The sequence below is a fragment of the Streptomyces sp. NPDC046379 genome, assembly GCF_055587785.1.
Map to the genome: position 1 here is coordinate 1 of NZ_JBVJFP010000031.1, position 26,555 is coordinate 26,555.

24 protein-coding genes, 2 pseudogenes and 1 riboswitch are annotated in these 26,555 nt (G+C 70.2%); of the genes and pseudogenes, 13 read left to right on the top strand and 13 right to left on the bottom strand.

Annotation, left to right across the window (positions count from 1 at the left end):
- Positions 1–197 precede the first annotated feature (197 nt).
- A pseudogene (locus ACZ6KF_RS32140) lies at positions 198–467 on the top strand (integrase core domain-containing protein); the annotation flags it as partial.
- Positions 468–1,334: 867 nt separating this feature from the next.
- On the opposite strand, the pseudogene ACZ6KF_RS32145 reads toward ACZ6KF_RS32140, so the two are convergent.
- Positions 1,335–2,017, bottom strand: a pseudogene (locus ACZ6KF_RS32145) (hypothetical protein).
- An 868-nt stretch (positions 2,018–2,885) separates the two neighbouring features.
- On the opposite strand from ACZ6KF_RS32145, the gene ACZ6KF_RS32150 reads away from it, so the two are divergent.
- The 6 genes from ACZ6KF_RS32150 (at position 2,886) to ACZ6KF_RS32175 (ending at position 7,367) form a co-directional block, all read left to right on the top strand.
- Positions 2,886–3,260: a DoxX family protein gene (locus ACZ6KF_RS32150; protein ID WP_356635354.1), complete on the top strand. Its 375-nt coding sequence runs from the start codon at positions 2,886–2,888 to the stop codon at positions 3,258–3,260.
- A gap of 50 nt (positions 3,261–3,310) precedes the next feature.
- The gene (locus ACZ6KF_RS32155) at positions 3,311–4,261 is read left to right on the top strand and encodes an NADP-dependent oxidoreductase (RefSeq protein WP_469241623.1); all 951 of its coding nucleotides are present in this window, start codon (positions 3,311–3,313) and stop codon (positions 4,259–4,261) included.
- Between the two features lie 97 nt (positions 4,262–4,358).
- Positions 4,359–5,213 carry an SDR family oxidoreductase gene (locus ACZ6KF_RS32160; protein WP_469179226.1) on the top strand — a complete coding sequence of 285 codons (855 nt, stop codon included), beginning with the start codon at positions 4,359–4,361 and terminating at the stop codon, positions 5,211–5,213.
- An 85-nt stretch (positions 5,214–5,298) separates the two neighbouring features.
- Positions 5,299–5,760, top strand: a complete 462-nt coding sequence (locus tag ACZ6KF_RS32165; RefSeq protein WP_356635348.1) for a DUF6069 family protein — start codon at positions 5,299–5,301, stop codon at positions 5,758–5,760.
- A 130-nt stretch (positions 5,761–5,890) separates the two neighbouring features.
- The gene (locus ACZ6KF_RS32170; protein ID WP_356635346.1) at positions 5,891–6,382 is read left to right on the top strand and encodes a MarR family winged helix-turn-helix transcriptional regulator; all 492 of its coding nucleotides are present in this window, start codon (positions 5,891–5,893) and stop codon (positions 6,380–6,382) included.
- Positions 6,383–6,488: 106 nt separating this feature from the next.
- Positions 6,489–7,367: a dioxygenase family protein gene (locus tag ACZ6KF_RS32175; protein ID WP_356635344.1), complete on the top strand. Its 879-nt coding sequence runs from the start codon at positions 6,489–6,491 to the stop codon at positions 7,365–7,367.
- A 331-nt stretch (positions 7,368–7,698) separates the two neighbouring features.
- On the opposite strand, the gene ACZ6KF_RS32180 is transcribed toward ACZ6KF_RS32175, so the two are convergent.
- On the bottom strand, positions 7,699–8,133 hold the full coding sequence (locus tag ACZ6KF_RS32180; RefSeq protein ID WP_469241651.1) for a DUF6233 domain-containing protein: 435 nt from the start codon (positions 8,131–8,133) through the stop codon (positions 7,699–7,701).
- Positions 8,134–8,495: 362 nt separating this feature from the next.
- On the opposite strand from ACZ6KF_RS32180, the gene ACZ6KF_RS32185 reads away from it, so the two are divergent.
- The 3 genes from ACZ6KF_RS32185 to ACZ6KF_RS32195 all read left to right on the top strand — a co-directional run bounded on the left by ACZ6KF_RS32185 (position 8,496) and on the right by ACZ6KF_RS32195 (position 12,695).
- Positions 8,496–10,733 carry an MMPL family transporter gene (locus ACZ6KF_RS32185; protein WP_469241625.1) on the top strand — a complete coding sequence of 746 codons (2,238 nt, stop codon included), beginning with the start codon at positions 8,496–8,498 and terminating at the stop codon, positions 10,731–10,733.
- Positions 10,734–10,827: 94 nt separating this feature from the next.
- The gene (locus tag ACZ6KF_RS32190) at positions 10,828–12,021 is read left to right on the top strand and encodes a sensor histidine kinase (RefSeq protein WP_469241627.1); all 1,194 of its coding nucleotides are present in this window, start codon (positions 10,828–10,830) and stop codon (positions 12,019–12,021) included.
- Positions 12,018–12,695 (top strand): response regulator, encoded by a 678-nt coding sequence (locus ACZ6KF_RS32195; protein WP_469241629.1) that lies wholly within the window; start codon positions 12,018–12,020, stop codon positions 12,693–12,695. Before ACZ6KF_RS32190 ends, ACZ6KF_RS32195 begins: the two co-directional genes overlap by 4 nt.
- A 502-nt stretch (positions 12,696–13,197) precedes the next feature.
- Here ACZ6KF_RS32195 and ACZ6KF_RS32200 read toward each other — a convergent pair.
- The 10 genes from ACZ6KF_RS32200 to ACZ6KF_RS32245 form a co-directional block, all read right to left on the bottom strand.
- On the bottom strand, positions 13,198–14,016 hold the full coding sequence (locus ACZ6KF_RS32200) for an ABC transporter ATP-binding protein (RefSeq protein ID WP_469241631.1): 819 nt from the start codon (positions 14,014–14,016) through the stop codon (positions 13,198–13,200).
- Positions 14,013–15,089, bottom strand: coding sequence for a FecCD family ABC transporter permease (locus tag ACZ6KF_RS32205; protein ID WP_469241653.1), 1,077 nt, complete (start codon positions 15,087–15,089; stop codon positions 14,013–14,015). Before ACZ6KF_RS32205 ends, ACZ6KF_RS32200 begins: the two co-directional genes overlap by 4 nt.
- A 35-nt stretch (positions 15,090–15,124) precedes the next feature.
- Positions 15,125–16,165, bottom strand: a complete 1,041-nt coding sequence (locus ACZ6KF_RS32210; protein ID WP_469241633.1) for an ABC transporter substrate-binding protein — start codon at positions 16,163–16,165, stop codon at positions 15,125–15,127.
- 30 nt (positions 16,166–16,195) lie between these two features.
- Positions 16,196–16,375, bottom strand: a riboswitch (cobalamin riboswitch).
- 57 nt (positions 16,376–16,432) lie between these two features.
- The gene (locus ACZ6KF_RS32215) at positions 16,433–16,561 is read right to left on the bottom strand and encodes a hypothetical protein (RefSeq protein ID WP_469241636.1); all 129 of its coding nucleotides are present in this window, start codon (positions 16,559–16,561) and stop codon (positions 16,433–16,435) included.
- A 254-nt stretch (positions 16,562–16,815) separates the two neighbouring features.
- Positions 16,816–17,919, bottom strand: a complete 1,104-nt coding sequence (locus ACZ6KF_RS32220; RefSeq protein ID WP_469241638.1) for a hypothetical protein — start codon at positions 17,917–17,919, stop codon at positions 16,816–16,818.
- Positions 17,916–18,491, bottom strand: coding sequence for an RNA polymerase sigma factor (locus tag ACZ6KF_RS32225; protein WP_469179214.1), 576 nt, complete (start codon positions 18,489–18,491; stop codon positions 17,916–17,918). Before ACZ6KF_RS32225 ends, ACZ6KF_RS32220 begins: the two co-directional genes overlap by 4 nt.
- The gene (locus ACZ6KF_RS32230; RefSeq protein ID WP_469241643.1) at positions 18,488–18,733 is read right to left on the bottom strand and encodes a hypothetical protein; all 246 of its coding nucleotides are present in this window, start codon (positions 18,731–18,733) and stop codon (positions 18,488–18,490) included. Before ACZ6KF_RS32230 ends, ACZ6KF_RS32225 begins: the two co-directional genes overlap by 4 nt.
- A 259-nt stretch (positions 18,734–18,992) precedes the next feature.
- Complete coding sequence (locus tag ACZ6KF_RS32235) at positions 18,993–19,289, bottom strand: hypothetical protein (RefSeq protein WP_469241645.1); 297 nt, start codon at positions 19,287–19,289, stop codon at positions 18,993–18,995.
- A 158-nt stretch (positions 19,290–19,447) separates the two neighbouring features.
- Positions 19,448–19,876 carry a helix-turn-helix domain-containing protein gene (locus ACZ6KF_RS32240; protein WP_469241647.1) on the bottom strand — a complete coding sequence of 143 codons (429 nt, stop codon included), beginning with the start codon at positions 19,874–19,876 and terminating at the stop codon, positions 19,448–19,450.
- Positions 19,877–19,981: 105 nt separating this feature from the next.
- Positions 19,982–20,179 (bottom strand): hypothetical protein, encoded by a 198-nt coding sequence (locus tag ACZ6KF_RS32245; RefSeq protein WP_469179208.1) that lies wholly within the window; start codon positions 20,177–20,179, stop codon positions 19,982–19,984.
- Between the two features lie 121 nt (positions 20,180–20,300).
- On the opposite strand from ACZ6KF_RS32245, the gene ACZ6KF_RS32250 reads away from it, so the two are divergent.
- The 3 genes from ACZ6KF_RS32250 (at position 20,301) to ACZ6KF_RS32260 (ending at position 23,742) form a co-directional block, all read left to right on the top strand.
- Positions 20,301–22,742: a tetratricopeptide repeat protein gene (locus ACZ6KF_RS32250; protein WP_469179206.1), complete on the top strand. Its 2,442-nt coding sequence runs from the start codon at positions 20,301–20,303 to the stop codon at positions 22,740–22,742.
- A gap of 410 nt (positions 22,743–23,152) precedes the next feature.
- Complete coding sequence (locus ACZ6KF_RS32255) at positions 23,153–23,428, top strand: hypothetical protein (RefSeq protein ID WP_469241657.1); 276 nt, start codon at positions 23,153–23,155, stop codon at positions 23,426–23,428.
- Positions 23,429–23,436: 8 nt separating this feature from the next.
- A complete protein-coding gene (locus tag ACZ6KF_RS32260) occupies positions 23,437–23,742 on the top strand; it encodes a transposase (RefSeq protein WP_469241655.1) in 306 nt (101 codons plus the stop codon).
- Positions 23,743–24,292: 550 nt separating this feature from the next.
- Here ACZ6KF_RS32260 and ACZ6KF_RS32265 read toward each other — a convergent pair.
- Positions 24,293–26,555: RHS repeat-associated core domain-containing protein (locus tag ACZ6KF_RS32265; protein ID WP_469241649.1), on the bottom strand; the 2,263-nt coding region annotated here is incomplete at its 5' end.

The following is a 26,555-nucleotide window of genomic DNA, read 5'->3' on the forward strand; positions in this document are numbered from 1 at the left end:
GCCGATGAGTCCGACGCTCAGCCCGCCGCGTCACCGGCCGACATGCGGCTTCCCGCCGCGGCTTGACATAGGAGCATCGCCGAGCTCGACCGGCCCTCGAAACGCTCGTAGCGTTCATCGACGCACACCGCCAGGTGTTCGGAGTCGAGTCGATCTGCCGTGTTCTGACCAGCCACGGGCTGAAGATCGCAACGAGCACCGGCATCGACGCTTCGATCGGCACCGTCGGCGACGCCCTGGACAACGCACTCATGGAGTCCCAGATCGGCCTCTACAAAACGGAGTTGATCAAACCGCGGAAGCCCTGGCACGGCCTTGCCGACGTCGAACTCGACACCGCGGAATGGGTCGACTGGTTCAACAACCAGCGCCTCCACTCCGCGATCGGAGACGTCCCGCCCCACGAGCACGAAACCGACCACTACGCTCAACACCAGCCCCAACCGGCGGCTGGCGTCAACGCATAGAGCCTCCACCGATCCCGGAGCGGTTCACCGCCGCGCCTCCACGACGGAGCGAGCAGCCAGAGCACCCTCCCGCCGCTGCGCCCGCTCCCGAGCCCAGGCCGAGCGCCGGCGCACGACGGATGGAACAACGCCGCACCGCCCGCTATCGGACGGTGACCCCCTTGAAACCAGGCCCGAGCCCGCGCCGCTTGCCGCGTGATGCGGTGCCCGTCCGGGCGTTGAGGGCCGTGACCACCGCCTGGGCGGTCTGTGGGGTGAGGCCAGCGCTCACCTGCCCCGAGGCCAGGACTCGTGCGTAAGCGCCCGCTCCGTACGCATGAAGTGCGTCGGAGAGCACGGCGGCCGCGGTCTCCGCCGGGCCCGCACCCCAGCCGTCATCGGCCTGCTGCGCCTGCCGGGGGAGTGTGTCACCTCGGCTGAGCAGTACGGCCAGGGCCTGCGCCTCGGATGCCTCCAAGGTCACGGTGACCAGCGCGGCCCCGAGCTGGGAACGCGGTGACGGGTCAGGCCGTACGCGGCCTCGAGGGCTGACCTGCTCCGCGACCCGCGGGTCAGCCCCGGCAGGCAAGCCCAACCCGGACGACGACACCCCTATGAGCTGCCCGCGACCGAGGGCAAGCGCGGCGATTCCGAAGTGGCCGGCCTTCGCCCGCCGTCGCCCGGTGCAGTGGGAGGTGGAGGCGCTGGAGCCGGCCGAACTTCAGCGCCTGGTTCTCACCGCCGTCGCCCCGTACATCGACCGCGACGTCCTCGCCCGGCAGATCGCCCGCGAGGAAGAGCAACGCCGGGCCCTGGCCGCCTTCCTGGACGGCTGGAACGCGGCGGGCGGGGGAGCGCCGACGTATTGCTGTACGGGCGCCCGCCACCTCAGGCGGGTGTGGGCGCGGGTGCCGGGCGCAGCGCCGCGAGCGGAGAGCGCCGGCCTTTCTCCACGGTGCGCAGTTGCTCCCAGTCGACCTCGGGGTGGGCGTCGACCACCGCGTCGATGGACGCCGTGGTGTAGAGCGCGACGTCGACGGCTCCGGCCCGGCTGGTGCCGAAGCGGACCTCGATCGACTGGGGGGAGCGGACCCATCCGAGCCGGACCATGTGGTCGAAGTCGGCGCGGCGGACCCGGAGGCGGGCGGCGGCCTGCTCGGGTCCGAGCGGGGTGTCGGCGGCGGCGAGGTCCGCCAGGTCCTCGCGGCGGCAGACCTGGTCGACCTGGTCGGGGTGGTGCAGCGTTCCGTCCGGGTTCGCGCTGAGGTCGACCAGCAGGCCGCGGTCGACGAACCGGCGAACGCGGTCACGTTCGCCTTCTCGCCGATCACGTTCGGGGTGCCGAGCGCGTCGGCGATCCGGTCGGCCGCCGCGCCGCCGCTGATCGGCGGGGAGGGCATCGCGGCCCGGAAGGCGTCGGCGTCCAGCGCCTCCACAGCGGCCCGGGACCACCGGGACGACGACACGTCGGGGGCGGGGATGAGGCCGGTGTGGCGGGCCCACCGGAAGGCGGCTGCGGGCACCTTCAGACGCTTGGCGGCCTGGCTCGCGTCGTACTCGGTTCGTCGCATGAGATCACCTCTCGCTCGTTCGCCCGAAGCGGCGAACAGAACATGGCAAGGAACATGAAAAGCTGTCAATCATACGTAAAAGGGGTGAGTTGGACCCGTATGGCTGGAGCTGCGCACGCGTACGCGAAGGGAAAATCACCCGTCCGGAAGCCGCGGTGCGAACCCGGTCCAACTCGGCGCCCGCGCCCGTGCCGCTGTCACCTCGCTGGCGACCAGCAGGGGAGTCGGCAGGGGAGAGGTCGGGGCGCGCCCGGTGCCAGCGGGCAGCGTGCCGCCAGCGGCCGGAGGTGTCGCGGGCGACGTCGACGCCGACTTTCACCATCAGTTCTGGCTCCACCAGCGTCTTCCTGCTGGCCCGCCCGGCGGAGAACGACCAGCCCGTCCATGGATGCCCGCGCCGGGCCCGGTGGGGCATCCCCGCCACTGCCGTACCGGCCGTCTTGGCGAGGGTGGTGGTGCGGCCGACGTACTGAAGGCCCCTTCCGGGCCGAACCGGCCCAGCGGTGTCCGGGGCGAGGTCAAAGAACCCGATACCGCGCCGACCGCCGCCTCCGTCGTCTTGCGCGTCTTGTACTTCTGCCAGTCGCACCGAGGGGCGGTAGGGATCGTCCAGCCGCTTGAAGACCACGCCCTCCATCCCGACCGACGCCCACGTCGGCCACTCGCGCACCGTGGCCGCCTCGGTGGTCGACGGGCGCAGCGCTCACGACGCCGGCAGCCGCCGTGCGGCTGTCGGCCGCGCCCAGCCGCTGCGCTGGAGCCGGTCTGCCGGTGCTCGTCGTACGCACCGCCCCACTTCACTTGACGGTTCAAGTTAATCGGCCTACCTTTACTTGAAGCTTCAAGTCATTGGGAAAGGTCCGACACCATGAACGTCACCCTCTGGATCATCGCGGGCCTCTTGGCCGTCGCGTTCGCCCTCGCCGGTCTGATGAAGGTCGCCCAGCCGAAGGAGAAGCTGGCCGCGTCCGGGATGGGCTGGACCGGCGACTTCTCCGCTGGTGCGGTGAAGGCCATCGGCGCGCTGGAGCTGCTCGGCGCGCTCGGCCTGGCCCTGCCCGCGGCCCTGGACGTCGCGCCGGTCCTGGTGCCGCTGGCGGCCACGGGGCTGGCGGTCCTCATGCTCGGCGCTGCGGTCGTCCACGCCCGCCGCAAGGAGCAGCAGATGATCGGCGTGAACGCCGTCCTGCTGATCCTGGCCGCTGTCGTGGCGTGGGGCCGCTTCGGATCTTACGCCTTCTAATCTCGCCGCAAACCAGTCGAAATCGAACCCAAAATCTTTCGGAGATCGCCATGCGTGCACTGAACGTTTCCGAGCCCGGTGCCCAGCCCGCCGTGTCCGACCTGCCCGTCCCGGAGGTCACCGACGGCCATGTCCTGATCCGGGTGAGGAACGCGGCCCTGAACGCCGTCGACAACGCCCTGGCCTCGGGAATGATGGCCGAGATGATGCCCCACGCCTACCCGCTGGTGCTCGGGCGGGACGCCTCCGGTGTGGTCGATGCGGTCGGCGCGGGCGTCGACCATGTGGCCCCCGGTGACGAGGTCTTCGGACACGTCCTGCTCGCCCCGCCGATCCAGGCCGGCACCCTCGCCGAGTACGCACTGCTCCCGGCCGCCTCGGTGGCGGCCAAGCCGGCCGGACTGGACTTCGCCACGGCCGCGGCCCTGCCGCTGGCCGGCACCGCCGCCTACGCCTCCGTCGAAGCCCTCGACGTCCAGCCGGGGCAGGTCGTCCTGGTGGTCGGCGCCACCGGCGGCGTCGGCTCCTACGCCGTGCAGCTGCTCGCCGCCCGTGGCGTCGGCGTCGTGGCGACCGGGACGCCCGCCGACGCCGATCGGCTCACCGGTCTGGGTGCCGCGACGGTCGTCGACCACACCGCCGCCGCGCCGGTCGCCGACCAGGTCACCGCCGCCTACCCGGACGGCGTCGACGGCCTGATCGACCTGGTCTCCCGCAGTGCCGAAGGGCTGCCCCTGAGTGCCCTGCGCAAAGGCGGCAAGGTCGCCAGCACCCTGAACGCCGCCGACGAGCAGGCCCTCGCCGCGGCCGGGCTGACCGGCAGCAACATCATGGCCACCCCGGTCCGCGAGGTCATCGAGCCGCTGGCCGCCCTGGCCGCCGAGGGCACCGTCAAGGCCGACATCGCCGCCGTCCTCCCCCTGGAGCGGGCCGCCGAAGGGCTGGCGACCCTCGCCGCCGGCCACGCTCGCGGCAAGATCATCGTCAACGTCGGCGACTGACCCGGACCACCATCCTGCCCCGCTGCCCAGCTCCGCCCACCCCGCCCGGAAGGGCGGTGGCCTGCATCCCTGACAGAACCGACGGAAAGCCCTTCTCGTGATCATCGTCACCGGAGCCACCGGCCAGCTCGGCCGCCTGGTCGTCCAGGACCTGCTGACCCGCCTCCCCGCCGACCAGATCGTTGCGGCCGTCCGCACCCCGGACAAGGCCGCCGACCTCGCCGAACAAGGCGTCCAGGTCCGCGAGGCCGACTACGACCGCCCCGACACCCTCAAGGCCGCCTTCGAGGGCGCCGAGAAGATCCTGCTGATCTCCGGCAGCGAGGTCGGCCGCCGCATCCCGCAGCACCAGGCCGTCATCGACGCCGCCAAGGACGCGGGCGCCGGCCTTCTGGCGTACACCAGCGTCCTTCACGCCGACACCTCTACCCTGCCCGTCGCCCCCGAGCACCAGGCCACCGAGGAAGCGATCAAGGCCAGTGGCCTGACTTACAGCCTGCTGCGCAACGGCTGGTACAACGAGAACTACATCCCCGCCGCCCAGCAGGGCGCGGCCAACGGCGTCATCATCGGCAGCGCCCGCGACGGCCGCATCTCCTCGGCCTCGCGCGCCGACTACGCCGCAGCCGCCGCCGTGGTCCTCACCGGCGACGGCCACGACAACACCGTCTACGAGCTCTCCGGCGACACCGCCTTCACCATGGACGACGTCGCCGCAGACATCACCGCGGTCACCGGTACCCAGGTCACCTACCAGGACCTGCCCGCCGAGGCGCACTTCCGGGCCCTGACCGAGGCCGGTCTGCCCGAGCCGGTGGTGGAGATGCTCGTCGCGATCGACGCGGGCACCGCAGAAGGCCGCCTGGCCGGCACCACCGGTGACCTCTCCCGCCTCATCGGACGGCCCACCACCGCGCTGCGCGCGACCCTCACCGCTGCACTCGCCGACTGAACCAGCCGCACACGCCGTTCTTCACGGGCGCCGGTCCCGCGTCGCCGCCTTCCTCCGTCACGCGTCCCCTTTCAAGGAGATCCTCATGTCCACCTCACCCTCTTCCGCACCCTCGGCCACGTCCATAACGCAGGCGCCCGGACGGGGCGCGGTCGCCGGATGGCTGCTGGGAAGCATCGTGGCCGCGGGCGTCGCCAACGCGGTGATCGCCCTGATCGCCCTGGCGGCGGGGGCCTCCGACGACTTCCAGCCCCTGCAGCCCGGCGCCTACATCTCCTTCACCGTCCTGGGCGTCCTCATCGGCGCGGCCGGCTGGGCGGTCGTCCGACGCCGCTCGGCCGATCCGCGGGCTCTGCTGACTCGGCTCGTTCCCGCCGTGGTCGTCGTGTCCCTGGTCCCTGACCTGATGATGTTCTTCAGCGACTACAAGCCGCACGCCGACGCCGCCGGAATCATCGCCCTGATGCTCATGCATGTGGCGGTCGCCGCCATCGCGGTCGCCGCCTACCTGCGCGCCCTTCCCCTGAACGACACCCCCCGCGGCTGACCTGCGAGCTGCCCCCTCCCCGTCGGCGGGGAAGGCCCCAGCCCTTGATCCGTCCAGCCGCGGAGCGGGAGGTACACCCATGCATGAGACAGTCGCCGTCGCGCTTGAAGCGTCAAATTATTGTGGGGGTATGAACACCGACGAGCCGAACTGGTTGGATGACGAGGAACAGCAGACCTGGCTTGCCATGGTCGGCATGCTGGTCAGCCTCCCCGCCGCCCTGGACGCCCAGCTTCAGCGGGACGCCGGCATCTCCCACTTCGAGTACCAGGTCCTCGCCGGGCTCTCCATGTCCCCCGAGCGCACCCTGCGGATGAGCGACCTGGCGGAGTTCGCCGAAGCCTCCCTCTCCCGGCTCTCCCACACCGCCAAGCGCCTGGAGAAAAAGGGCTGGCTCACCCGCACCCCCGACCCCGCCGACGGCCGTTTCACCCTCGCCGTCCTCACCGACGCCGGCTGGGACAAGGTCGTGGCCACCGCCCCCGGCCACGTCGCCGAAGTACGCCGCCTGGTCATCGACCCCCTGACCAAGGCGCAGGCCAGGCAACTGCGGGAGATCAGCCGCCGCGTTACCGACGCCATCGACCCCGGCCGCACCTGCCCCCCGATGCTCCACTCCTGACCCGCATCCCTCACCACCCCCTGCCCCGGGCGGCTGCGGCGCACCGATCCCCATCCCACACCCACCCCCGCCTGCTCGACGGCCCGCAGCCGCCACGGAGACCACCATGCCCGACCTGCTGAACCCCGCCACCCCCGCCGGCGCCTACGACGCCTTCCTCCCCGGCGCCCTCACCCGGGCCGCCGCACACCGCCCCTGGACACCGGCCGACGGCCCCCTGCCCGCGATATACCTCAGCCACGGCGCCCCGCCCCTCTTCGACGACGGCCCCTGGCTGCGCGAACTCTCCGACTGGGCCCTGTCCCTGCCCAAGCCCAAGGCCATCGTGATCGTCTCCGCGCACTGGGAGGACGCCCCGTTGATGCTGTCGGCCCCCGCGGCCGGCACACCGCTGTACTACGACTTCGGCGGCTTCCACCGGCGCTACTACCAGATGCGCTACGCCACCCCCGACGCCACCGGCCTCGCCGCCCGCCTCGCCGCGATGATGCCCGACACCGAACCCCTCCACCAGCACCCCACCCGCGGCCTCGACCACGGCGCCTGGATCCCCCTGATGGCCATGTACCCGCTGGCCGACATCCCCGTCGTACAGATGTCCATGCCCACCCACGACCCCCAGCGCCTCCTGACCCTCGGCCGCCGCCTGGCCCCCCTGCGCGATGAGGGCGTCCTCGTCATCGGCTCCGGCTTCATGGTCCACGGCCTGCCCCACATCACCCGCGACATGATGCTCCACGGCACCGTCCCCGCCTGGTCCTCCGGCTTCGACGACTGGGCCGCCGACGCTCTCGCCCGCGGCGACGTCGACGAACTCGCCTCCTACACCCGCGCACCCGGCATGCCCTACGCCCACCCCACCCCCGAGCACTACCTCCCCATCTTCATCACCCTCGGTACTGCCAAGAACCCCGAACAGCCCGCCCGAACCGTCATCGACGGCTACATGGTCGGCCTCGCCAAACGCTCCTTCCAACTGGCCTGACCCCCACCACGACCCCACCCCCACGCTCCAGGAACCAGACCGGCAATGACCGCCCCTACTCCCGGTCACTGAGCAACGGGCACCACCGCCGCACCGAACTCAGCTGACCATCCGGCCCTCGTTCTGCCTACTCACATGACCCAAAGAAACGTCCTGGCCAAACTGGTCACCGGGCCCGCCGGACGGCCGGCTGCTCGACACCACCGGCCTCCCGCCCGACGAAGTCGGCACCGGCGTTGCGCTGTCCACCGAGCTGGCGGATGCCGGGCCCGTACCTGTGCGTCCTGCGCTGTCAGGTCGCGCACGGTCCTACGCGCTCGCCGGGAGCAGGTCAGGACGGAGGGTCCGGCTCGGCGACCGACGGCGGGGGAGGGCTCATGGGCGGTGGCCCTGGCTCAGCGTTGTGGCGGCGTCCTGTCGTGGGCGTGGTGCGGGGACGGATAAGTCGATGATGCGCAGCTGAACGTCGGGTTCGCAGTGGGGCCCGCAGCCCGGTGGCCAGCAGACGGCGGGCCTCCTCGCGGCCGACCGACTGGCGCCGCCTGCCCGCCATGTGGCAGGGGCCGGCGTGGACCTGCACCGGCGGGCGGCCGGCACGATACCCAGCTCGACAATCCACTCCGGCGGCACCGGCCTGACCCGGCGACCGTGCCTCCCCTCTGCCTGCCGCCGCAGCAGCATGCTGGTCTTGGTGTCGATGTGCCGCAGGAAGCGCATGTGCCACTCGTGCAGGGTGCGTGGCGCTCCAGGTCGGGCGGCAGGTCATGGAACCCAATTTTTGATTATGTGCGGATGGCACGCGCCGCTGGCTGGCCCGTGCCTGGGGAGCCGTTCGGACCAGTTGGCCGTCTGCCAATAGCTGCCAGGTCGAGTGCGCGGTCCGCAGCTGGGTTGTCCTCACCCCGCCCGATCGTCCATGCCTGCTGCGACCCCGATGTTGCGGCCGGGTCTCTTCGCCCTGCGGTCATCCTCAGGTAGGAGAACGGCGTCCTCGTCTCGCACGAGGACGGCCTCTTGCCTGCTGCATGGCCACGAGGACCAGGTCACGGCACCGGCACGATGCTCCGGCAGCACCTGGAAGGACAGCCTTGGTATCTACCTGAGACCCACTTTGGGAGAGACCTTCTCGTGGCTACCTTCCTGTACCGACTGGGCCGAACCGCCTTCCGGCGGCGCTGGCTCGTGACCTTGTTGTGGGTGGTGGTCCTCGGCGGTGTCGGTCTCGGCGCCGTCAAGGCCCCTGCCGCCGGTGACGAGGGCACGTCGTTCATGCCCGGCATCGAGGCCCAGAAGGCGTTCGACCTGATCGGGGAGCGCTTCCCCGGCTCGGACGCCAACGGCGCCAATGCCCGCATCGTGTTCATCGCCCCCGGCGGGGAGAAGGTGACGGCCGAAGAGAACCGGGCCGCCATCGACGAGCTGGTGTCCACCGTCGCCGAGGGCGCACAGGTGGACAGCGCCGTCGGCCCTTTCGAAGCCCACGCGGTGAGCAAGGACGCCTCGACCGCCTACGCCACGGTCGACTACAAGGTCAAGGCCGATGACCTGACCGACGCCAGCAAGAAGAGCCTTGAAAAGGCCATCGACCAGGCCCGCGAAGCGGGGCTCACGGTGGAGGTGGGCGGCACCGCTCTCGCCTCGCAGCCGGCCGCAGGGGGGTCGGCCGAGGCGATCGGCATCGCCCTCGCCGCCGTCGTCCTGCTGATCACCTTCGGCTCCCTGGCCGCGGCCGGGCTGCCGTTGCTCACCGCCGTCATCGGCGTCGGTGTCAGCATGTGCGCGATCCTCGCCCTCGGCAGCGTCCTAGGGCTGTCCATGACCACCGGCACGCTCGCCTCGATGCTGGGGCTCGCGGTCGGCATCGACTACGCCCTCTTCGTGGTCTCCCGATACCGCGAGGAGCGCGCGAACGGACATGACCCGCGGGAAGCGGCGGGCCTCGCGGTCGGCACGGCCGGTTCCGCCGTGGTCTTCGCCGGTCTGACCGTGATCATCGCGCTCGCCGGCCTGACCGTGGTCGGCGTGCCGATGCTGACCAAGATGGGCCTGTGCGCCGCCGGAGCGGTCGCCGTCGGCGTCCTGGTCGCCCTGACCCTTGTGCCCGCGCTGCTCGGGATGTGGCCGAACGCCGTCCTGTCCCGCAAGGTCCGTAAGCCCGGCAAGCGGGACGGCGGCACCGGGCGCCGCTCCGGGACCGCCGGCAGTGGCGGGACCCGGTGGGCGCGCTTTGTGATGAGGCGGCCCCTGGCGGTCCTTCTGCTGGGCGTGGCCAGTCTGGGAGCCCTGGCTCTGCCCGCCGCTCAGCTGGAGATGGGCATGCCCGGCGCGGAGGCGAAGCCCACGTCGACGACGGAGCGACGTGCCTACGACGCTCTGGCCGACGGCTTCGGTCCGGGCTTCAACGGCCCCCTGACCATCGTCGCCGACGTCAAGGGAGCCGCTGACCCGCATGCGGCAGCGACCGCGGTGGCCGAGCAGATCAAGGACACGAAAGGCGTCGTGTCCGTCACGCCCCCGCAGTTCAACCAGGCCGGGGACGCCGCACTCTTCTCCGCCGTGCCGGCCACCGGCCCGAACGAGGAGGCCACGAAGGACATCGTCCAGACCATCCGGGCGGAGCGTCCCGCTCTGGAGGCGGACACCGGTGCGACCTTCGAGGTCACCGGCAGCACCGCGATGAACATCGACATCGCACAGGCCCTGCAGGACGCCCTGGTGCCCTACCTGGCCGTCATCGTGCTGCTGTCCTTGCTGCTCCTCATGGTGGTTTTCCGCTCGATCCTCGTACCCGTCAAGGCGGCCCTCGGCTTCCTGCTGTCGGTCCTCGCCTCGCTTGGGACGGTCGTTGCGGTATTCCAATGGGGCTGGGGCGCCGAACTGCTGGGAGTGGAGCAGACCGGCCCGATCATGAGCCTCATGCCGATCTTCCTGGTAGGCATCGTGTTCGGCCTGGCCATGGACTACGAGGTCTTCCTCGTCGCCCGCATGCGCGAGGCGTACGTCCACGGTGAGCGCCCCGCCCATGCCGTTGTGAGCGGCTTCCGGCACAGTGCCCGCGTGGTCGTCGCCGCGGCCGTGATCATGATGGCGGTGTTCTCCGGCTTCATCGGGTCCGGAGAGTCCATGATCAAGACGATCGGGTTCGGTCTCGCTGTCGCGGTCCTCTTCGACGCCTTCGTCGTCCGCATGGCCCTGGTGCCCGCTGTACTCGCCCTGCTGGGGGACAAGGCATGGTGGCTGCCCCGGTGGCTCGACAAGGCGCTGCCCCGAGTCGACGTCGAGGGCGCCGCACTCACCTCCCAGACGCAGGCATCCGCTGCGACGGGCGCTGAGGCTCACACGCGAGAGCCGGCCCGCACTGTCTGACACGAGGCCGCCTCAATACGCGCCGCGGCGCCGTGCAACGGCGCCGCGGCGCGTCTGCCACCCTGAACCGGCTGGCCCACCTCGGAGTACGACGATGACCGAACGATGGAAGCACCGCGCCACCAACCGCCCTCACATGGCCCACCTGGTCACCACGAGCCTGCTGCTCGCCTTCACCGTGGGCGGCGTCTTCCTCACGCGGACGGTCGCCGTGGAACCGCTCGTCCTGTGGCCCGGCCTCGTGCTGTCCGCCGTCGCCTGCGCCGTCCTGCTGCGCCGCCGCAGCCACCCTTTTGTCGTACTGCTGGTGACCACGGCATGCATCATGACCGAGGGCTTCCTGGGGTACCTCCTGACGCCGCTGCTCATGGGCCCGATGCTGGTTGCGCAGTACACCGTGAGCCTGCGTCCCGAACGCAGGACCACCTGGTACAGCGCCCTTGCGGCAGCGGCCGGGATCGCGCTCACCGGCTTCCTCACCACCGACTCTCCGCACGAGTGGATCATCGGCCTGGTCAATCCGGCAGCCTGGGTTCTGATGGTCGCCTCTTTCGGCAGCTACGTGCGCGTGCGCCGCGAGTACGCCATTGCCCGCGCCGAGCACGTCGCCCAGGAGCGGGAAGAGGAGGCGCGTCGACGGGTGATCCAGGAGCGCATGCGCATCGCACGAGAACTGCACGACGTGGTCGCCCACCATCTCGCGCTCGCCAACGCCCAGGCCGGCACCGCCGCCCATCTGGCCCGGACCCATCCCGACCAGGCCATCGCCATGATCGCGAAACTGCCGGAAGTGACCGCCTCGGCCCTCCGCGAGCTCAAGGCCACCGTCGGCTTGCTGCGCCAGGACACGGACTCCCAGGAGTTGGCTCCCGCGCCGGGCCTGGAACAGCTGCCGCAGCTCCTCGCGACCTGCGCGTCAGCGGGCCTGGACGTCTCCGTCACCACCGAGGGCCGGCCACGACCACTCCCGCCCGGCCTGGACCTCACGGCCTACCGGATCGTCCAGGAAGCACTCACCAACATCACCAAGCACGCCGCCACACCCTCCGCACGAGTCCGGCTGAACTACACCCGCCACTACCTGACACTCACCATCACCAACGACTCCGGCTCACGTCCCAGGACCGCTCCCGGCCCCCCCGACCGCAGCCGTGGCTTCGGACTGCTCGGCATGCGCGAACGGGCCCTGTCGGCAGGCGGGACTTTCCACGCCGGCCCGCGCTCCGATGGCGGTTTCGAAGTGGCCTGCTCGCTCCCCCTTCCCAGCTCCGAGGAAAGCACCTCATGACCATCCGAGTTCTGCTCGCCGACGACCAAGCGCTGCTGCGGGCCACGTTCCGCATCCTCATCGACTCCGATCCGGACATGACCGTCGTGGCGGAGGCGGCCGACGGCCGGCAGGCCGTAGAGCTCACCCTCGAGCACCGTCCCGACGTCGTCCTCATGGACATCCGCATGCCCGACACCGACGGGCTGGCCGCCACGGCCGACATCTGCGCCCGGACCGAACTGTCGAGCACCCGGGTTCTGATCCTCACCACGTTCGAGAACGACGAGAACGTCGCCATGGCCCTGCGATCCGGGGCGAGCGGATTCCTCGGCAAGGACGTCGGCCCCGACGTCCTGCTGGCAGGCATCCGCACCGTGGCCGCGGGCGAATCCCTGCTCTCCCCCACGGCCACCCGTGCCCTGATCTCCCGCTTCCTGGCCACCCCGGCCGACCACGTGCCCCTCACCACGCCGGAACGCCTCAGCCTGCTCACCGAACGCGAACGCGAGGTCATGGCGCTGGCCGCGCTGGGCAAGTCGAACCACGAGATCGCCGACCAACTGGTCCTCAGCCCTCTGACCGTGCGCAGCCACATCTCCCGCGCGATGACCAAACTCCACGCACGCGACCGAGCGCAACTGGTCGTGATCGCCTACCAGAGCGGCCTCGTCCGGCCGGCCCCCGGCGGCTGACGCGCAGAACCGGCATGATCACCGCTATGCGCACCCCAGCTCTGTGACGGCGGCGTGGACACCGACCGGCAGATGGCCCGGCCGGCCCCCGAAGCCTCGGTCGCCGACAGCCTGCTCCACCCACGTACTGGTGAGCATCGGTGCAGCACAGAAGCGGCATCCTGCTGTACCGATCAGTTCTGGCCTCGCTCCGAGTCTGCCTCCGCTTCAGGCCACCGCAGCGCAGCTGCCGCAGCTCGCCGTCGGCATCGGCGGCCGCCTGGACGTGCTGGAACAGCCGCTCCCAGGTACCGTCGGCCGACCAGAGCCGATGGCGACGGCAAACACCTGATGACCCAGGACAACGCAGACTTGCTCCTGGTGTGGGACACCGCCGCTCTCAGTCCGTGAAGCCCTGTTGCGCGCACCTGCACCCCACGCCACCAGTCCTGTTTCACCCCGACGGCACCTGCGTACTGCCACCGCGACCCGTCCGCCTATGTGAGGCGGTAGGTGGCAGCCGTCACGATAAGGACTGATCCGCCGTGGCCGGTGCGGCCGGGTGCGGCTCGCCGGGGAGGAAGGTGACCTGGGGGGCGCCCGTACGGGGATGGACGGTGACCTCGCTCGTCACGCCGTAGACCTCCTTCAGTAGTTGGGGCGTGAGAATGGCAGCCGGCGGGCCGGAGGCGGTGACCGTGCCGTCGCGCAGGACGTACAGTCGGTCGCAGTAGTAGGCCGCGAGGTTGAGGTCGTGCAGGGCCACGAGGACCGTCGCCGGCAGGCGGCGCAGGATGCCCAGGACGTCCAGCTGATGCCGGATGTCGAGGTGGTTGGTCGGCTCGTCCAGGACGAGCAGGGACGGCTGCTGGGCCAGCGCGCGGGCGATGAGGACGCGTTGGCGTTCGCCGCCGGAGAGGCGGGCGAAGGGGCGGTGGGCCAGGTCGGTGGCGTGTACTGATTCCAGGGCCGTCTCGATCAGTTCGGCGTCTTCGGGGGTGTCCCCGTCGAGCAGCCGTTTGTGCGGGGTGCGGCCCATCGCGACGACCTCGCGCACCGTGAGGTCGAAGTCGGCGCCCGACTCCTGCACCACTGCCGCCACGGTCCGGGCGAGTTGCCGTACGGGCAGCGACCAGGCGTCGGCGCCGTCGACGGTGACGTGGCCGGTCACGGGGCGCAGGACGCGGTAGACGGCGCGCAGCAGGCTGGACTTGCCGCTGCCGTTCGGCCCGACTAGCCCGATGACCTCCCCGGGGCGTGCCGTCAGGGAGACGTCTTGGACGAGGCGGTGTGCGCCGGCGGTGAGGGTGACGCCGTCGATGACGAGTTCAGTGGCGGTCATGCCTCTCCTCGGTCGGTGGTCCGCCGTGCGTCGCGGCGCAGTAGCCACAGGAAAAACGGGCCACCGCACAGGGCCGTGAGCACGCCGACGGGGATCTCCATGGGTGCGGCGACAACGCGCGCGGCGATGTCGGCCCAGACGAGGAAGACGGCGCCGCCGAGCGCGGCCGTGGGAAGGACGCGGCGGTGGTCGCCGCCGACGACGAGGCGGACGATGTGCGGCAGCATCAGGCCGACGAATCCGATCGGTCCGCACGCCGCGACGAGGATGCCGGTGACCAGGGAGAGCAGGACGAACATGCGGGCGCGGAAGCGGGCTACATCAAGGCCCATAGTGGTGGCGGCCTCCTCGCCGGCGAGGAGCAGGTTCAGGTTGCGGGCCTGCACCAAGAGGACGGCGATGCCCAAGAGCAGGGCGGCGCTGGGCAGCCAGAGAGTGTCCCAGTTGACGCCGCCGAGGCCGCCGAGGGTCCAGGCGAGGACCGCGCGGGCTTCATTGCCCCGGTCGGTGGTCAGCAGCAGCAGGTCCAGTACGGCGGTCAGTACTGCGGCGACGGCCACACCCGACAAGACCAGCCGGGTCGACGTGATCCGACCGCCGGTGCGGGCGGTGACGTAGACGAGCAGCAGTGCCCCGAGTGCCCCCGCGAACGCGGCGACCGACAGCGAAACCGGCCCGAACAGGGTGACCTGGAACACGATCACCGCAACGGCGCCCAGGGATGCCCCGGAGGAGACTCCGAGCAGGTAGGGCTCGGCGAGCGGGTTGCGGATCAGAGCCTGCAGGGCGGTGCCCACGACCGCGAGTCCGGCGCCGGCCACCGCCCCGAGAAGGACGCGGGGCGCGCGGACGTCCAGCACGATGGTCTCCCGCGCCCGCGACCAGTCCGGTTCCGCCCAGTCGGCGCCCAGCGCGTGCGTCACGATGCCCCACACCTGGCCGGGCGGCACCTGAACCGAACCGATCGCCAGGCCCGCCGTGGCGGAGACCATCAGCAGGGTGGCCAGGACGACGAGCGTGACGGTGAGACCGGCCGGCCCGGCCCGCCTGTCGTCCTGTTTCCCCGGTTTCACGGCCCGCCCGGTGGCGTCGTCGGTGACCGGAGCCGTCACCGGAAGCTCTCGGGGTGGATGCCGCGGGCCAGGTCCTCCACCGCGTACGCGGACCGCACGCCGACCAGGGTGGCGGTCAACGGCAGCACGACGAACCGCTTGTTCCTGATGGCGGGCACGTCCCGCAGAGCGGGCTGGGCGAGCAGGAACTTCTTCTTCTGCTCGACGCTTCCGGCGCCCGCGTAGTCGTAGACCGCGATGACCTCTGGTTTGCGTTCGACGACCTGTTCCCAGGAGACGTCACCGAAGACGTCGTCGAGGCCGGCGAAGACGTTCTCGCCGCCGGCCAGCCGGATCAGTTCGGTGCCCAGGCTCTTGCCGCCCGCGGTGAAGGCGGTCTTGTCACCACTGTCGTAGACGAAGACGGGTACCTCGGGCTCGCCCTCGACGGCGTCGGTGACCTTGCCGACCCGCGCCTGGAGGTCGGAGACCAGCTTGTCCGCCCGGCCGGAGACGTTGAAGATCCTGCCAATGGTGCGGATCTCGTCGTAGGTGTCGGCCATCGTGACCCGCTTCTTGCCGCAGTACTCGCGGTTGAGGTGGGTGTCGATGCCGGCGTCGGCGAATGCCGAGCGGGAGCGGCCCTCATTCTCGGCGAAGGCGCTGCCGTAGCCGCCGTAGACCAGATCCGGTTCGGCCTCCAGGACGGTTTCGAAGGACGGCTCCTTCTTCGCCAGTTCCGGGATCGCCTCGTAGTCCTTCTTCAGTTCGGGCAGGACGGCGGAGTCGGAGAAGGCAGTGCCGACCATGCGGTCCTTCAGGCCCAGGGAGAGCATGAGTTCCGCCGGGTGCTGGTGGATGGTGACGACGCGGGCGGGCGCCTTGTCGTACGTCGTCTTCACGCCGCAGTTGTCGACGGTGACCGGAAAGCCGTCGGCCGACGAGGCCGCGGCCTTCGCGTCCTTGGCGGTGTCCTGAGACGATCCGCAGCCGGCGGTCAGCAGGGCCGCCGACAGTACGGCCGCGGCCGCCGCCCGCAGGGCGCGGCGTCGGCGGGCAGGGGTGAACAGCGGGGGACGGGACGTGCCGTCGTACACGTGAAGCCTCCTGGGGAGTCCGCGCTCCTCGGAACGGGCCCGCGACAGGCCAGTGTCCTGACTCCCGGATCGACGCTCCCCCTGGCCTTCCCGCGCGGCGCGCAGTGGCGTGTCGAAGGGTGCACTCCCCGGTCACAGTGGCGGGACCGTGCCGGACTCGCACCGGCTTCCTGTCTCCCGTCGCGGCGATGACCTGCTGATCCTACGATCCCCCGCGTCCTGGCCCAAGGGCGTGCGGACCCCGCCGCACACCCCTGCCGTTCTGCGTCACGCCTCGCGGACAGCCCGCAGCACCAGCCGCTCGGCGTTTTCGTCGTAGGGACGGCCGTCGAAGCGGGACATGAAGGACACCGTTCGTGCTGTGCGTGCCCTCTTGGACCCGAGCCCCCAGGACACGTACCGGGAACTCCTGGAGACGGCCCAAGTTCCTCGTTGACCTGGGTGGTCTCCCGGGACGTCAGCGACGAGTACGCCGAACTCGTCGAGCAGCTACTGCAGTCGCTGACCCCCGTGGAAGGCGTGGCGGAGCGGTGGGGCCGAGGCGAACCGCGTCGGCACTGGCGGGGCAACGCAGTCGGATATTTTTGGAGTTTCGGGTTGCTGGGACGCCGGGCAGCTGTGCAGACCCGCAGTCATCACGCCACCTCTCCTCATAGTTCGGCCGGGTCGCGGATGCTGGCGGTTCCGGAGCGGACGATCCAGGTTCCGCTGCCGCGCGGGGTCTCGTCGGAGCGGGCCTTGAGGTCTTCGACATCGAGGACCGGCGGCCACTGTGTGCCACGTTCCGACCAGTGGACTCCGCTGAGATCCATGCCGGTCAGGTCGACGTCGCTCAAGTCGGCGGTGGTGAAGTCATCCAGGAGCGTGTGCAGCGAGTTCTTATCGAGCATGGGGGGCTCTCGGCGGAGCGCCGCACCGATGGCCCGGCCAACCTCGGTAGTGCGGACATCGACGACGGTGCGGACGACGGTGCGCGCCGCCTCGCTGGCATGGTCGAGGTCGAGGTCGAGGTCGCTGGCACGGGCGAGGGCGAGGTCGAGGATGGAGTTGAGGTCGCGGGCGCGGGCGCGGGCGCGTTGGAAGTCGAGGTCGTGGTCGAGGCGGAAGTCGCGGTCGCTGGCGTGGTCGTCGCTGAGGGCGAGGTCGAGGAGGCCGTTGATGTAGCGGGCGCGAGCGCGGGCGCGTTGGAAGTCGCGGTTGATGGAGCCGTCGAGGTTGTGGGCGAAGCGGCCGGCGAAGTCACGGGCGTAGCCGAGGTTGCGGTTGAGGCGGCGGCCGAGGAGGGCGAGATCGAGGTCGCGGTTGAGGTCGCGGGCGAGGTCGAAGGCGAGGTCGAGGATGAGGTTGAGAGGGCGGACGATGATCACGGCGGGAGCGAGGAAATCGTGGTCGCGGGCGAGGTCTCGGAAAGCTTGTTTGACGTGGGGATGGTCGCGCAGGGTCATGCGGTCTGAAGGGCTGAGGGTGCGGAGGAGTTCCTGTGCGCCGGTGTGGTCGTGGGGGGCGCGGTGTGTGCTGGGCGGGGCGGCTGGTTCTGGGGTGGGGGGCAGGATGGCGGCGAGTCCGGCTTCGGTGTCCAGGACGGTGTCGAGGTCGTCAGCGGCGGTGTCCTGGCGGGAGTGGATGAGGATCTCGCGCAGTCCGGCTTCGACGTCGAGGACGTCGTCCAGTGCGCTGGTCAGGGCATGCTGGTGCTGAGCGAGCCGGCGGTCCACCGTCTGGTCGTCGTGGTGGTGTGCTCGGTGGTCGGTCACTGTTCCTCCTCCCGTGCCGTGAGGTAGGCGGCCGCGGAGCGGCGGGCTTTCATGAGGTTGGCGCGTACGGTCTCAGCGCGCAGGCCGAGGAGCTCGGCGATGTCGGTGGGGGTGAAGCCGGCCAGGGTCCAGGCCAGGATCTGGCGCTGTCTCGGCGGGAGGCTGCGCAGCACGGGCAGCACGTCATGCGTCGCCTCCCATTCCGCGATGGCGTCGGGGCGGGCCAGCAGGGATGTGGGCTCGGGTACTTCGTCGACGGGTTCTTCGACGGAGGCGATCCTGCGGGCGAGGGCGCGGGAGGCAGCTTTGTACACCCACGCCTTGGGGTGGGTGATGTCGGCCCAGTTCCGGTAGGCGTGGGTCATGACTTCCTGGGCGATGTCCGCGGCGGTCTGCACGTCGGCGCCGTGGCTGGCCAGGAACACGACCAAGGAGCGGATGCGAGTCCGGTAGAAGGCGGAGAACTCGGCGTCCTTCTGCTGCCGGGCATGGTGACGTTGTCCGGGCGGGCCGACGGATGGGAGCGCGGTGGACGGACGCTCGGCACCGTCTGCTGCGTCGTGGGTGCTCACGCGGCCTGATCCTCCCCACCGGCCGGAGTACGGATGATCGTCACGTGCAGGCGGTGGCCGTCACGGTGCCGGTCGTTCAGTTCGACCCGGTCGCCGGCCGAGACCTTCTCGGTGACGCCGAGAAGGTAGTGGTGCCGGTCCTGGTCGCGGCGCGCCTGCCAGCGTAGGCGCAGCCAGAGTGCCAGCAGTGTGAAGGTCTTGGCGGTGACGATTAAGACGATGACGGTCGTGGCCGGGTCCATCGGTGCATCTCCCTCTTCCCCATACGTGCGCGGCGGTGAGCCGGTCATGAGCTAAGGGGCGGGAACGTCCTTGATCGTGAACGCGGGGCGGGAATTTTCCTCCCGGATTCAGTCTGTCGTCGTCGCGCGCCCGCTTCTTCCAGCTCGGGCTCGGAGGCGGCGTCGGATGCGCCGAAGTGCGCCCACGAGGGATGTCGCCGCAGCCGCTGGAGGGCAGCATCAGCTACCGTCCCGGCCGGCCGGGCGAGGACGGTGCGGTCTACGAGGTGCGGTGCGAAGGTGGGCGGACGGTGTGGATGTGGCTGCCCGACGGCGCCGCTCCCGGGGCTCCCGCGATCGATCCGGCCGTTGTCGCCCGGAGTGCGGTGGACCAGATGGAGCTGAAAAGCCCGGACATCGCCAGCCTGCGCGCGGCCGGGAGGTATCTGGTGGGGATGCCGATGTGGATGTGGGTGCGCCCCGGCCCGACCACGTACGGGCCAGCGTCGGCGTCGGCGAGCGCGGGCGGCATGACCGTCACCGCCACCGCCCGCGTCACGGCCGTCCGCTGGGACATGGGCGACGGCGCCACGGCGACGTGCACCGGCCCCGGCACCCCCTACCGGGCAAGCACCGGCGCGGCCGCTTCCCCGGACTGCGGGCACTGCTGCACCTGCACCTCCGCCGACAAGCCCCGCGCCCGCTACACCATGACCGCCACCTCCACCTGGACCATCACCTGCGCGTCCAAGGGGTCAGCAGACGGCCCAGGCGCCGGGAGAGCGCGACCGCAAGAAACGTGGGTGTATTCCCGCGAGGCACAGAGCCGCGGCACCAGTGTTCGACGTTGGATTTGTTCGTACGTAAGCGCGTGCCCAGGGGCGTGGCCACGACCGCTTGCACCTGATCAACGCTGATGGTGGGCGGCCGGCCCGGCCGGGGCTCGTCGACCAGGCCGTCCAGCCGCTTCGCCAGGAACCTGCGCTGCCACTTACGGACGGTGTCGGCGGCCACCCGCAGCTCGCGGGCGACCGCGACGATCGGTGGTACCTCCGGCCCGGCGCACGCCAGCACGATCCGCGCGCGCAGGGCCAGGGCCTGGGCCGATGTCGCCCGACGCGTCCATCGCGCCAACACCACCCGCTCGTCATCAGACAGCAGCAACGGTTCCAGCTTCGGGCCTCGACGGGGAACTGACGCACCAGCAGCAGAAGTCGCACCACAACTAACGATCAACTACTGGCGCAGGACACTAGACCGTGGGCTGCATCAGGTGAGGAGGGCGGTGAGGGCACCGGCCACCGCGGTGGCGAGGGTGAGGACCGTGGTGAAGGCGGTGGCGGCGTGGGTGAGGGCGGTGGGGTAGGTGGCGCCGTCCAGGCGGGCGAGCTTGCCCGCCCCGGCGGCGGCCAGCACCGCGACGACGAGCACGAGCGCGGCGGTGAGGAGGAGAACGGCGACGTTCACGGCAGACTCCCATCAAAATTGGGATGTTGGCATGGACGAAGGTGGCGGAATCGGTGTGCGCCGGGGTTCGCCGGGACGAAGATGAACACCGGCGAACACCTCACCACCCGCGGGGGCGCGCGTGCACGACGAACAGGCCGGCCACACCCCGGACTCGGCGCTGACCGAACTGCGTAAGAAGCTGAGCGACGGGCTGGCCAGAGCCCGGCTGACCCAGACGCGGCTCGCGACCCAGGCAAGGCTGGGGCGCACCACCGTCTCGGAGGCATTCTCGCCCAGCAAGCCTGTGCCGTCTGCGGAGACGGTGGCGGCGCTGGCTCGCGCGCTGAAGTTGCCGGCGGGGGAGTTGCTGGAGTTGCGGCGGGTCGCGGCCGAGGAGCCGGGCACGGTCACAGCAGATGGGCCGGGGCGTCCGATCGGCCAGTGGGATCCGCATGCGCTGGAGGTCCACCCGGCCGACAGCGCCCAGAACGGCACCGGCTCGCCCAGGCAGTGGCTGCTGCCGGGCTATGTGCCCCGCGAGCACGACCGGATCTTGGCGGAGGCGGTGCGGGACGCGGCGGCCGGCCACAGCCGGATGCTGGTCCTGGTCGGCTCCTCCTCGACAGGCAAGACGCGGGCGTGCTGGGAAGCCGTGCAGCCACTGGCGGAGCAGGGATGGCGGCTGTGGCATCCCTTCGACCCCACCCGCGCCGTGGCCGCCCTCAAGGACCTGGCCCGGGTCGGCCCCCGGACCGTGGTGTGGCTGAACGAGGCCCAGCACTACCTAGGCGACCGGGAGACCGGTGAGCGGATCGCCGCCGCGCTCCACAGCCTGGTCAGCGCCCTCGAGCGTGCTCCGGTGCTGGTGCTGGGCACGCTGTGGCCCGGCTACGCCAAGGAGTACACCGCCCTGCCCCCTGCCGGGGCGCCGGATCCGCACAGCCGGGCGCGGGAGCTGCTCATCGGCCGCACCGTGCGCATCCCCGAAGCCTTCGACGACCGCGCCCTGGCCGAGGCGAGGATAAAGGCTGATCGCGGTGACCGGATGCTGTCCGGCGCCCTCACCCGCGCCGGCAAGGACGGGCGCCTTGCTCAGGATCTTGCCGGAGGCCCCGCGCTCCTGGAGCGCTATCAGACCGGCAGCCCGGCCGCCCGAGCACTGCTGGAAGCGGCGATGGACGCCCGGCGCCTCGGCGTCGGCCTCCACCTGCCGCAGGCCTTCCTCACCGACGCCGCCGCCGACTACCTCCACGACACCGACTGGAACCAGCTCACCGACGACTGGGCAGAAAAGGCCTACGCCGAACTCGCCGAACACGTCCACGGCAAGCACGCCCCACTGAGCCGCATCACCCCGCGGCCACAACGACGCCCACCCGGCCCCTCCCCGGACAGCGCCCCCTCACCGTGCCCGACGGGGCCGGTGTTCCGCCTCGCCGACTACCTCGAACAACACGGCCGCGCCACCCGCCGCCACCTGTGCCCGCCCGCATCGTTCTGGCACGCCGCCCACACCCACCTCACCCACCCCGACGACCTGAACAACCTCACCCGAGCAGCCGAGAACCGGCACCGCCTGCAATGGGCCCACCACCTCCTACACCGCGCCGCCGACCACGGCAGCATGAACGCGCTGTACAGCCTGGCCGAGCTGCGGGAGTCGAGGAGGGATTGGCAGGGTGCCGAGATTCTTTACCGGCAGGCGGCCGACCACGGCGACTTCGGCGCCTTGTACCGCTTGGCCGTGCTGCGGGAGAAGGCTGGTGATCGGGAGGGTGCCGAGGCCCTCGCCCGGCAGGTCGCCGCCGACGGTGACCCCGGCGTCCTGTTCCACCTGGCTGTGGGGCGGGAGCGGGCTGGGGATCGGGAAGGCGCGGAGAGCCTCTACCGGCAGGCCGTCGACCACGGCAACCCCGACGCCCTGGCCCACCTGACCGTGGGCCGGGAGGAGGTTGGTGATTGGGAGAGGGCTGAGATCCCGGCCCGGCCGGGGGCGGAGGGCAGTGACCCATGCGTCCTGTCCCACCCGGCTATGGGGCGGGAGCGGGCTCGGGAGCGTGCCGAGAGCCTCTACCGGCAGGCGGCCGACCAAGGCGACACCTACGCCTTGGTCCCCCTGGCCGAGATACGGGAGCAGGCTGGTGATCGGGAGGAGGCCGAGACCCTCACCCGGCAGGCCGTCGACCACGGCATCTTCGAGGCCTTGTATCGCCTGGCCGTGCTGCGGGAGGCGACTGGAGATCGGGAGGGTGCCAAAATCCTTTACCGGCAGGCCGCCGACCTGGGCGACCCCAGTGCCTTGATCCGCCTGGCCGTGCTGCGGGAGGAGGCTGGTGATCGGGAGGAGGCCGAGACCCTCGCCCGGCAGGCCGCCGACCTGGGCGACCCCAGTGCCTTGATCCGCCTGGCCGAGATGCGGGAGAAGACCGGGGATTGGAGGGGTGCCGAGACCTTCGCCCGGCAGGCCGTTGACCAAGGCATGAGCCGCAACCTTCTGAAGAAACCTTCCAGAAGAATCCACACAAGGTGGTGGCCCAACGGTCTGGACCCAGACGGCACGCCCACACCGCCCTGGCAATGATCTACACGCCACCCCTACCGGTGTGACGTACCTGTCGTGCGGGCTTATTGATCTTGATGTGACCTGCTGTTGCTCAGCTGTACTGGGTGGTACCTCTGCTTCCCCGGGGAGGCTGGCGTCGGGTTGAAGTGCTGGCGATGGGCGGTACGTGGGGTGAGCTGGCTGTTCTGTTCTGCTCAGGTGACTGGGTGTGGTGCTGGATTTTGCGCAGTGTGGTTGGCGCGCCTGTAGGCAGGGGAGATTGGCGGCTGTTTCCGGCTTGGGGAGTGGGGCCTATTCAACGGGCGTTGAGAGGTCGTTCTCTTTCCGAACCTCATGTGCGGCTTTTGCTGGGCAGGCATGAGATCGCAGTTGTCGCGGGAGTCTCGGATCGTTGCTGACCGAGATGTCGTGGGGGGCGGATGCCATCGATGCGGGCGGTTCTGGAGATGCGGAAGAAGGCCGTGGTGGTGCTGGTGGAGGAACTCGAAGCCGAGCTGGAGCGGGTCCGGGCGGCTCTGGCGGACGCGGAAGAGGTGCTCAGGCGCCGGGTGATCGGACTGGAGCAGTATGTGGAAGCGCTGGCCGAGGCGGACGCGCCCGCCGTGGGCGCCCACCAGCACGCCGCCGCCACCGGCCGAGAAGGGGGAGACACCGGCCGGACGAACCGGTCGATCACGCCCTCGGCCGATCCCGGGGCGGACTGACCACCAAGATCCACCTCGCCTGTGACGGCAAGGGCCGCCCGCTCGCAGTCCTGGTGACGCCCGGCCAGCGCCACGACAGTGTCTGCGCACGGCCTCTTCTGGAACGGATCCGTGTTCCCCGCACCGGCCCGGGCCGGCCGCGCTGCAGGCCCGAACCTACCGACGACGCAACACAATCGAGCGCTGTTTCAACCGGCTCAAAGGCTTCCGCGGGGTCGCCACGAGATACGAAAAGACCGCCACTTCCTACGAAGCGGCGGTCACCCTCGCATCGATCCTGCTCTGGGCAAGATCCGTTTGAAGACGGACCCTAGTTCGGTCAGCCGTGCGCACCGGGTGCGGAGTGCACAGAGTGGGCGAACACCAGGTGCTCAAAGTGCATTGCCTCCAACGTGCGGGTGGGTTCCGCGTGGTCGGGGTCCGGGACGCCGCTCACCGTGAAGCGGCTGATGCTGCCGGCGATGCCCGGGGCCGCCGTGGTGGGGGATGGTCCCAGCGCGACGAACACGGCTGCCCGCTCCCCGCACCCGCGGGGATGGTTCGATCACCAATTGCGCCAGGCATACGACGCGAGGCGGATGGCCGGTGCCGTTAACGCGGTTGCTGCTTCTTCATGTTCCCGACGAATAGATAGCAGGACCCGTAAATCCCAACCGTTATCGCCAGCAGTACCCAGCCCCCATTGTTCCCTGTCGCCATCAAGAATAGCGACAGGATTACACCCGCTACCGCGAAAAGAGTTGCGAAAAGCATCCACCTCTTCACGGCCGCGCGCTGCTCGAGAGACCATCCGACGTTCGGCATTCCTGTCCTTTCGGATCGTGCAGGGCCGGACGATGTTACGTCCGGCCCTGCTTTCATGTGTCAGCCACCGCTAACAGCATTGGAAGCGATCTGGCCAACGCTCCACGAAATCGCATAGCAGCCTGCAGTTGCTCCCAGCGAACCTCCCAGCGTTGCAGGCGTCGAAGCGGCGACTGCCGCACCGCATGCTGCGGCGGTCAATCCGCCTGCTACTACGCCCGCTACATCGCCCCAGAGCGCCCTGGTGTCCCCTTCTGAAAGGTGTATTACGCCTGTGACGGCATCTCCGATCGGGCCCAGGGCGTCGGCCACCCCGCCAAAACTGAGTGTGCCGTTGGGGTCGATGCGGTTGACGGGGTCGCCTTCGGCGTAGAGGTAGGGGTTCTTTTCCTGGCCGGAGGGGTCGGGCTGGGTGAAGCGGCCGATGTTGGCGTCGTAGTAGCGGTGCTGGAGGTGGTAGAGGCCGGTGGGGTCCTGGTAGTTGCCGGCGAAGCGGTGGGGCTGGGCGACCGGTTCGGACGACTGGGCCAGCAGGCGCACGCCGCGGGGGCTGTACGCGTAGCTGTTGACCTTGTTGCCGTCCGCGTCCGCCAGGGCGACCACGCTGCCGATGGCGTCCGTGAGGTAGTAGTACGTCTTGCCCCCGGTCGTCATGGAGTTCAGCGTGCCCCCGGGTTCGCGGGTAAATCCCATGTCAGCACCGGCAGTTGTCTTCGCGGACAGGCCGAGCGGGCCGTTGTGGAAGAAGGTGTCGCCGAGGCGGATGCGTTCGCTCTGGTCGGTGGAGCCGTACTGGCCGGCGTACGCCTTGCCGCCCACCGTGATCGAGGTCAGCTGGGAGTGGTCGGTGTAGGTCTCGCCGGTGCGGGCGTAGTCGTCCGTGGAGGCGCCGGCCGTCTCGTTGCCGATCGGATCGTAGGACCAGGCGCCGGTGGTGCTGGACTTGGCGGTGAGCTGCTGGGCGTCGTTGTAGGTGTAGGTGGTGCCGCGCGGGCAGCCGGGGTCGGTGCCCTGCGAGGTGAGGTTGCCGGCCAGGTCGTAGCAGTACTGCCAGGAGTCGGTGACCGCCCCGGACTTCTCCTCCTTGGCGTAGGAGAAGCGGCCCGCGCCGTCGTAGGAGTAGGTGCGCTTGGTGGTGCGGACGTGGTCCGTGCTGGTGCGGATCTTGCTGCCGTCGGTGGCGGCGTTGGTGCCGTAGCCGTAGGTGTAGGCCAGGTCCACCAGGGTGCCCTGCGGGGAGGTGGCCTTGATGGTCCTGGGGCGGCTGGAGTTGTCGACGTCGACCTTGTGCACCGTTCCGCCGGGGTAGGTGGTCGTGGTGCGGACGTCGTTGTTGTTGTACTCGTACGTGGTCACGCGGCCCTGCGGGTCCTTCAGTTCCTTGAGCTTGTTGACCTCGTTCCAGGTGTAGTCGACCTTGCCTGCGGGGTCCTGGTAGTAGTCGACGTTGCCGGCCGGGGTGTAGGCGAGCAGGGTCTGGGAGCCGTCCTGGAGGTGGCGGACCGTCTCGCGCTGGAGCGGGTCGAACTCGTACTTCACCGTGCCCGTGCCGTCGGAGCGCTGCATCAGGTTGCCGTCGCCGTCGTACCAGTACTCGACCTTGACCGTGTTCGGTGAGGTGACGGTGCGGATGCGGTCGAGGTGGTCGTAGGTGTACGTCTTGGTGATGCCGCGGGCGTCCGTGACCGTCCTGGTGCGGCCCAGGTCGTCGTAGGTGAAGGTGGTCCTGTCCAGCGGAGCCGGGGGCTGGACCCACTCCAGGTTGCCCTTGGCGTCGTAGTGGAAGTCGGTGACGACGGTCTTCGTCGACGTCATCTTCGTCTTCGCCTTGCAGCGCTGGCCCTCGAAGCCGCCGCAGGCCGGGGTGGCGGGGTTGTAGTCGAAGGAGACGTTGCCGCCGCCGGTGCCGGTCTGCGCCACCGAGGTGGTGTTGCCGGCCGTGTCGTAGGTGAAGCTGGTCTTCTCGCCGTCGGCGTTGGTGGAGTCCTTGGGCACGTCACCGCCGGCGATGGTCTGCCAGGAGTTGACCGTCCTGGCGCCGGTGGGTGCGGTGGCGGTCTCCAGGTTGTTGCGGGTGTCGAAGCCGTAGTCGGTGACGTTGCCCGGTGTCGTGCCCGAACCCATCGCGTCCGTCGTGGAGTCGATGTTGTTGTTGGCGTCGAACTTCGTCGACCGCTTGCGCTCCAGCGCGTCGAACACCTCGGTGACCCGGCCGTTGCCGTCGTGCGCGTACCTGGTGGCGTGCAGTTCGGGGTCCTTGGCCGTCGTCGTGCCCGCCGCGGTGGGCGAGTCCGCCGTGTAGCCGTAGGTCCAGGTGGGGCCG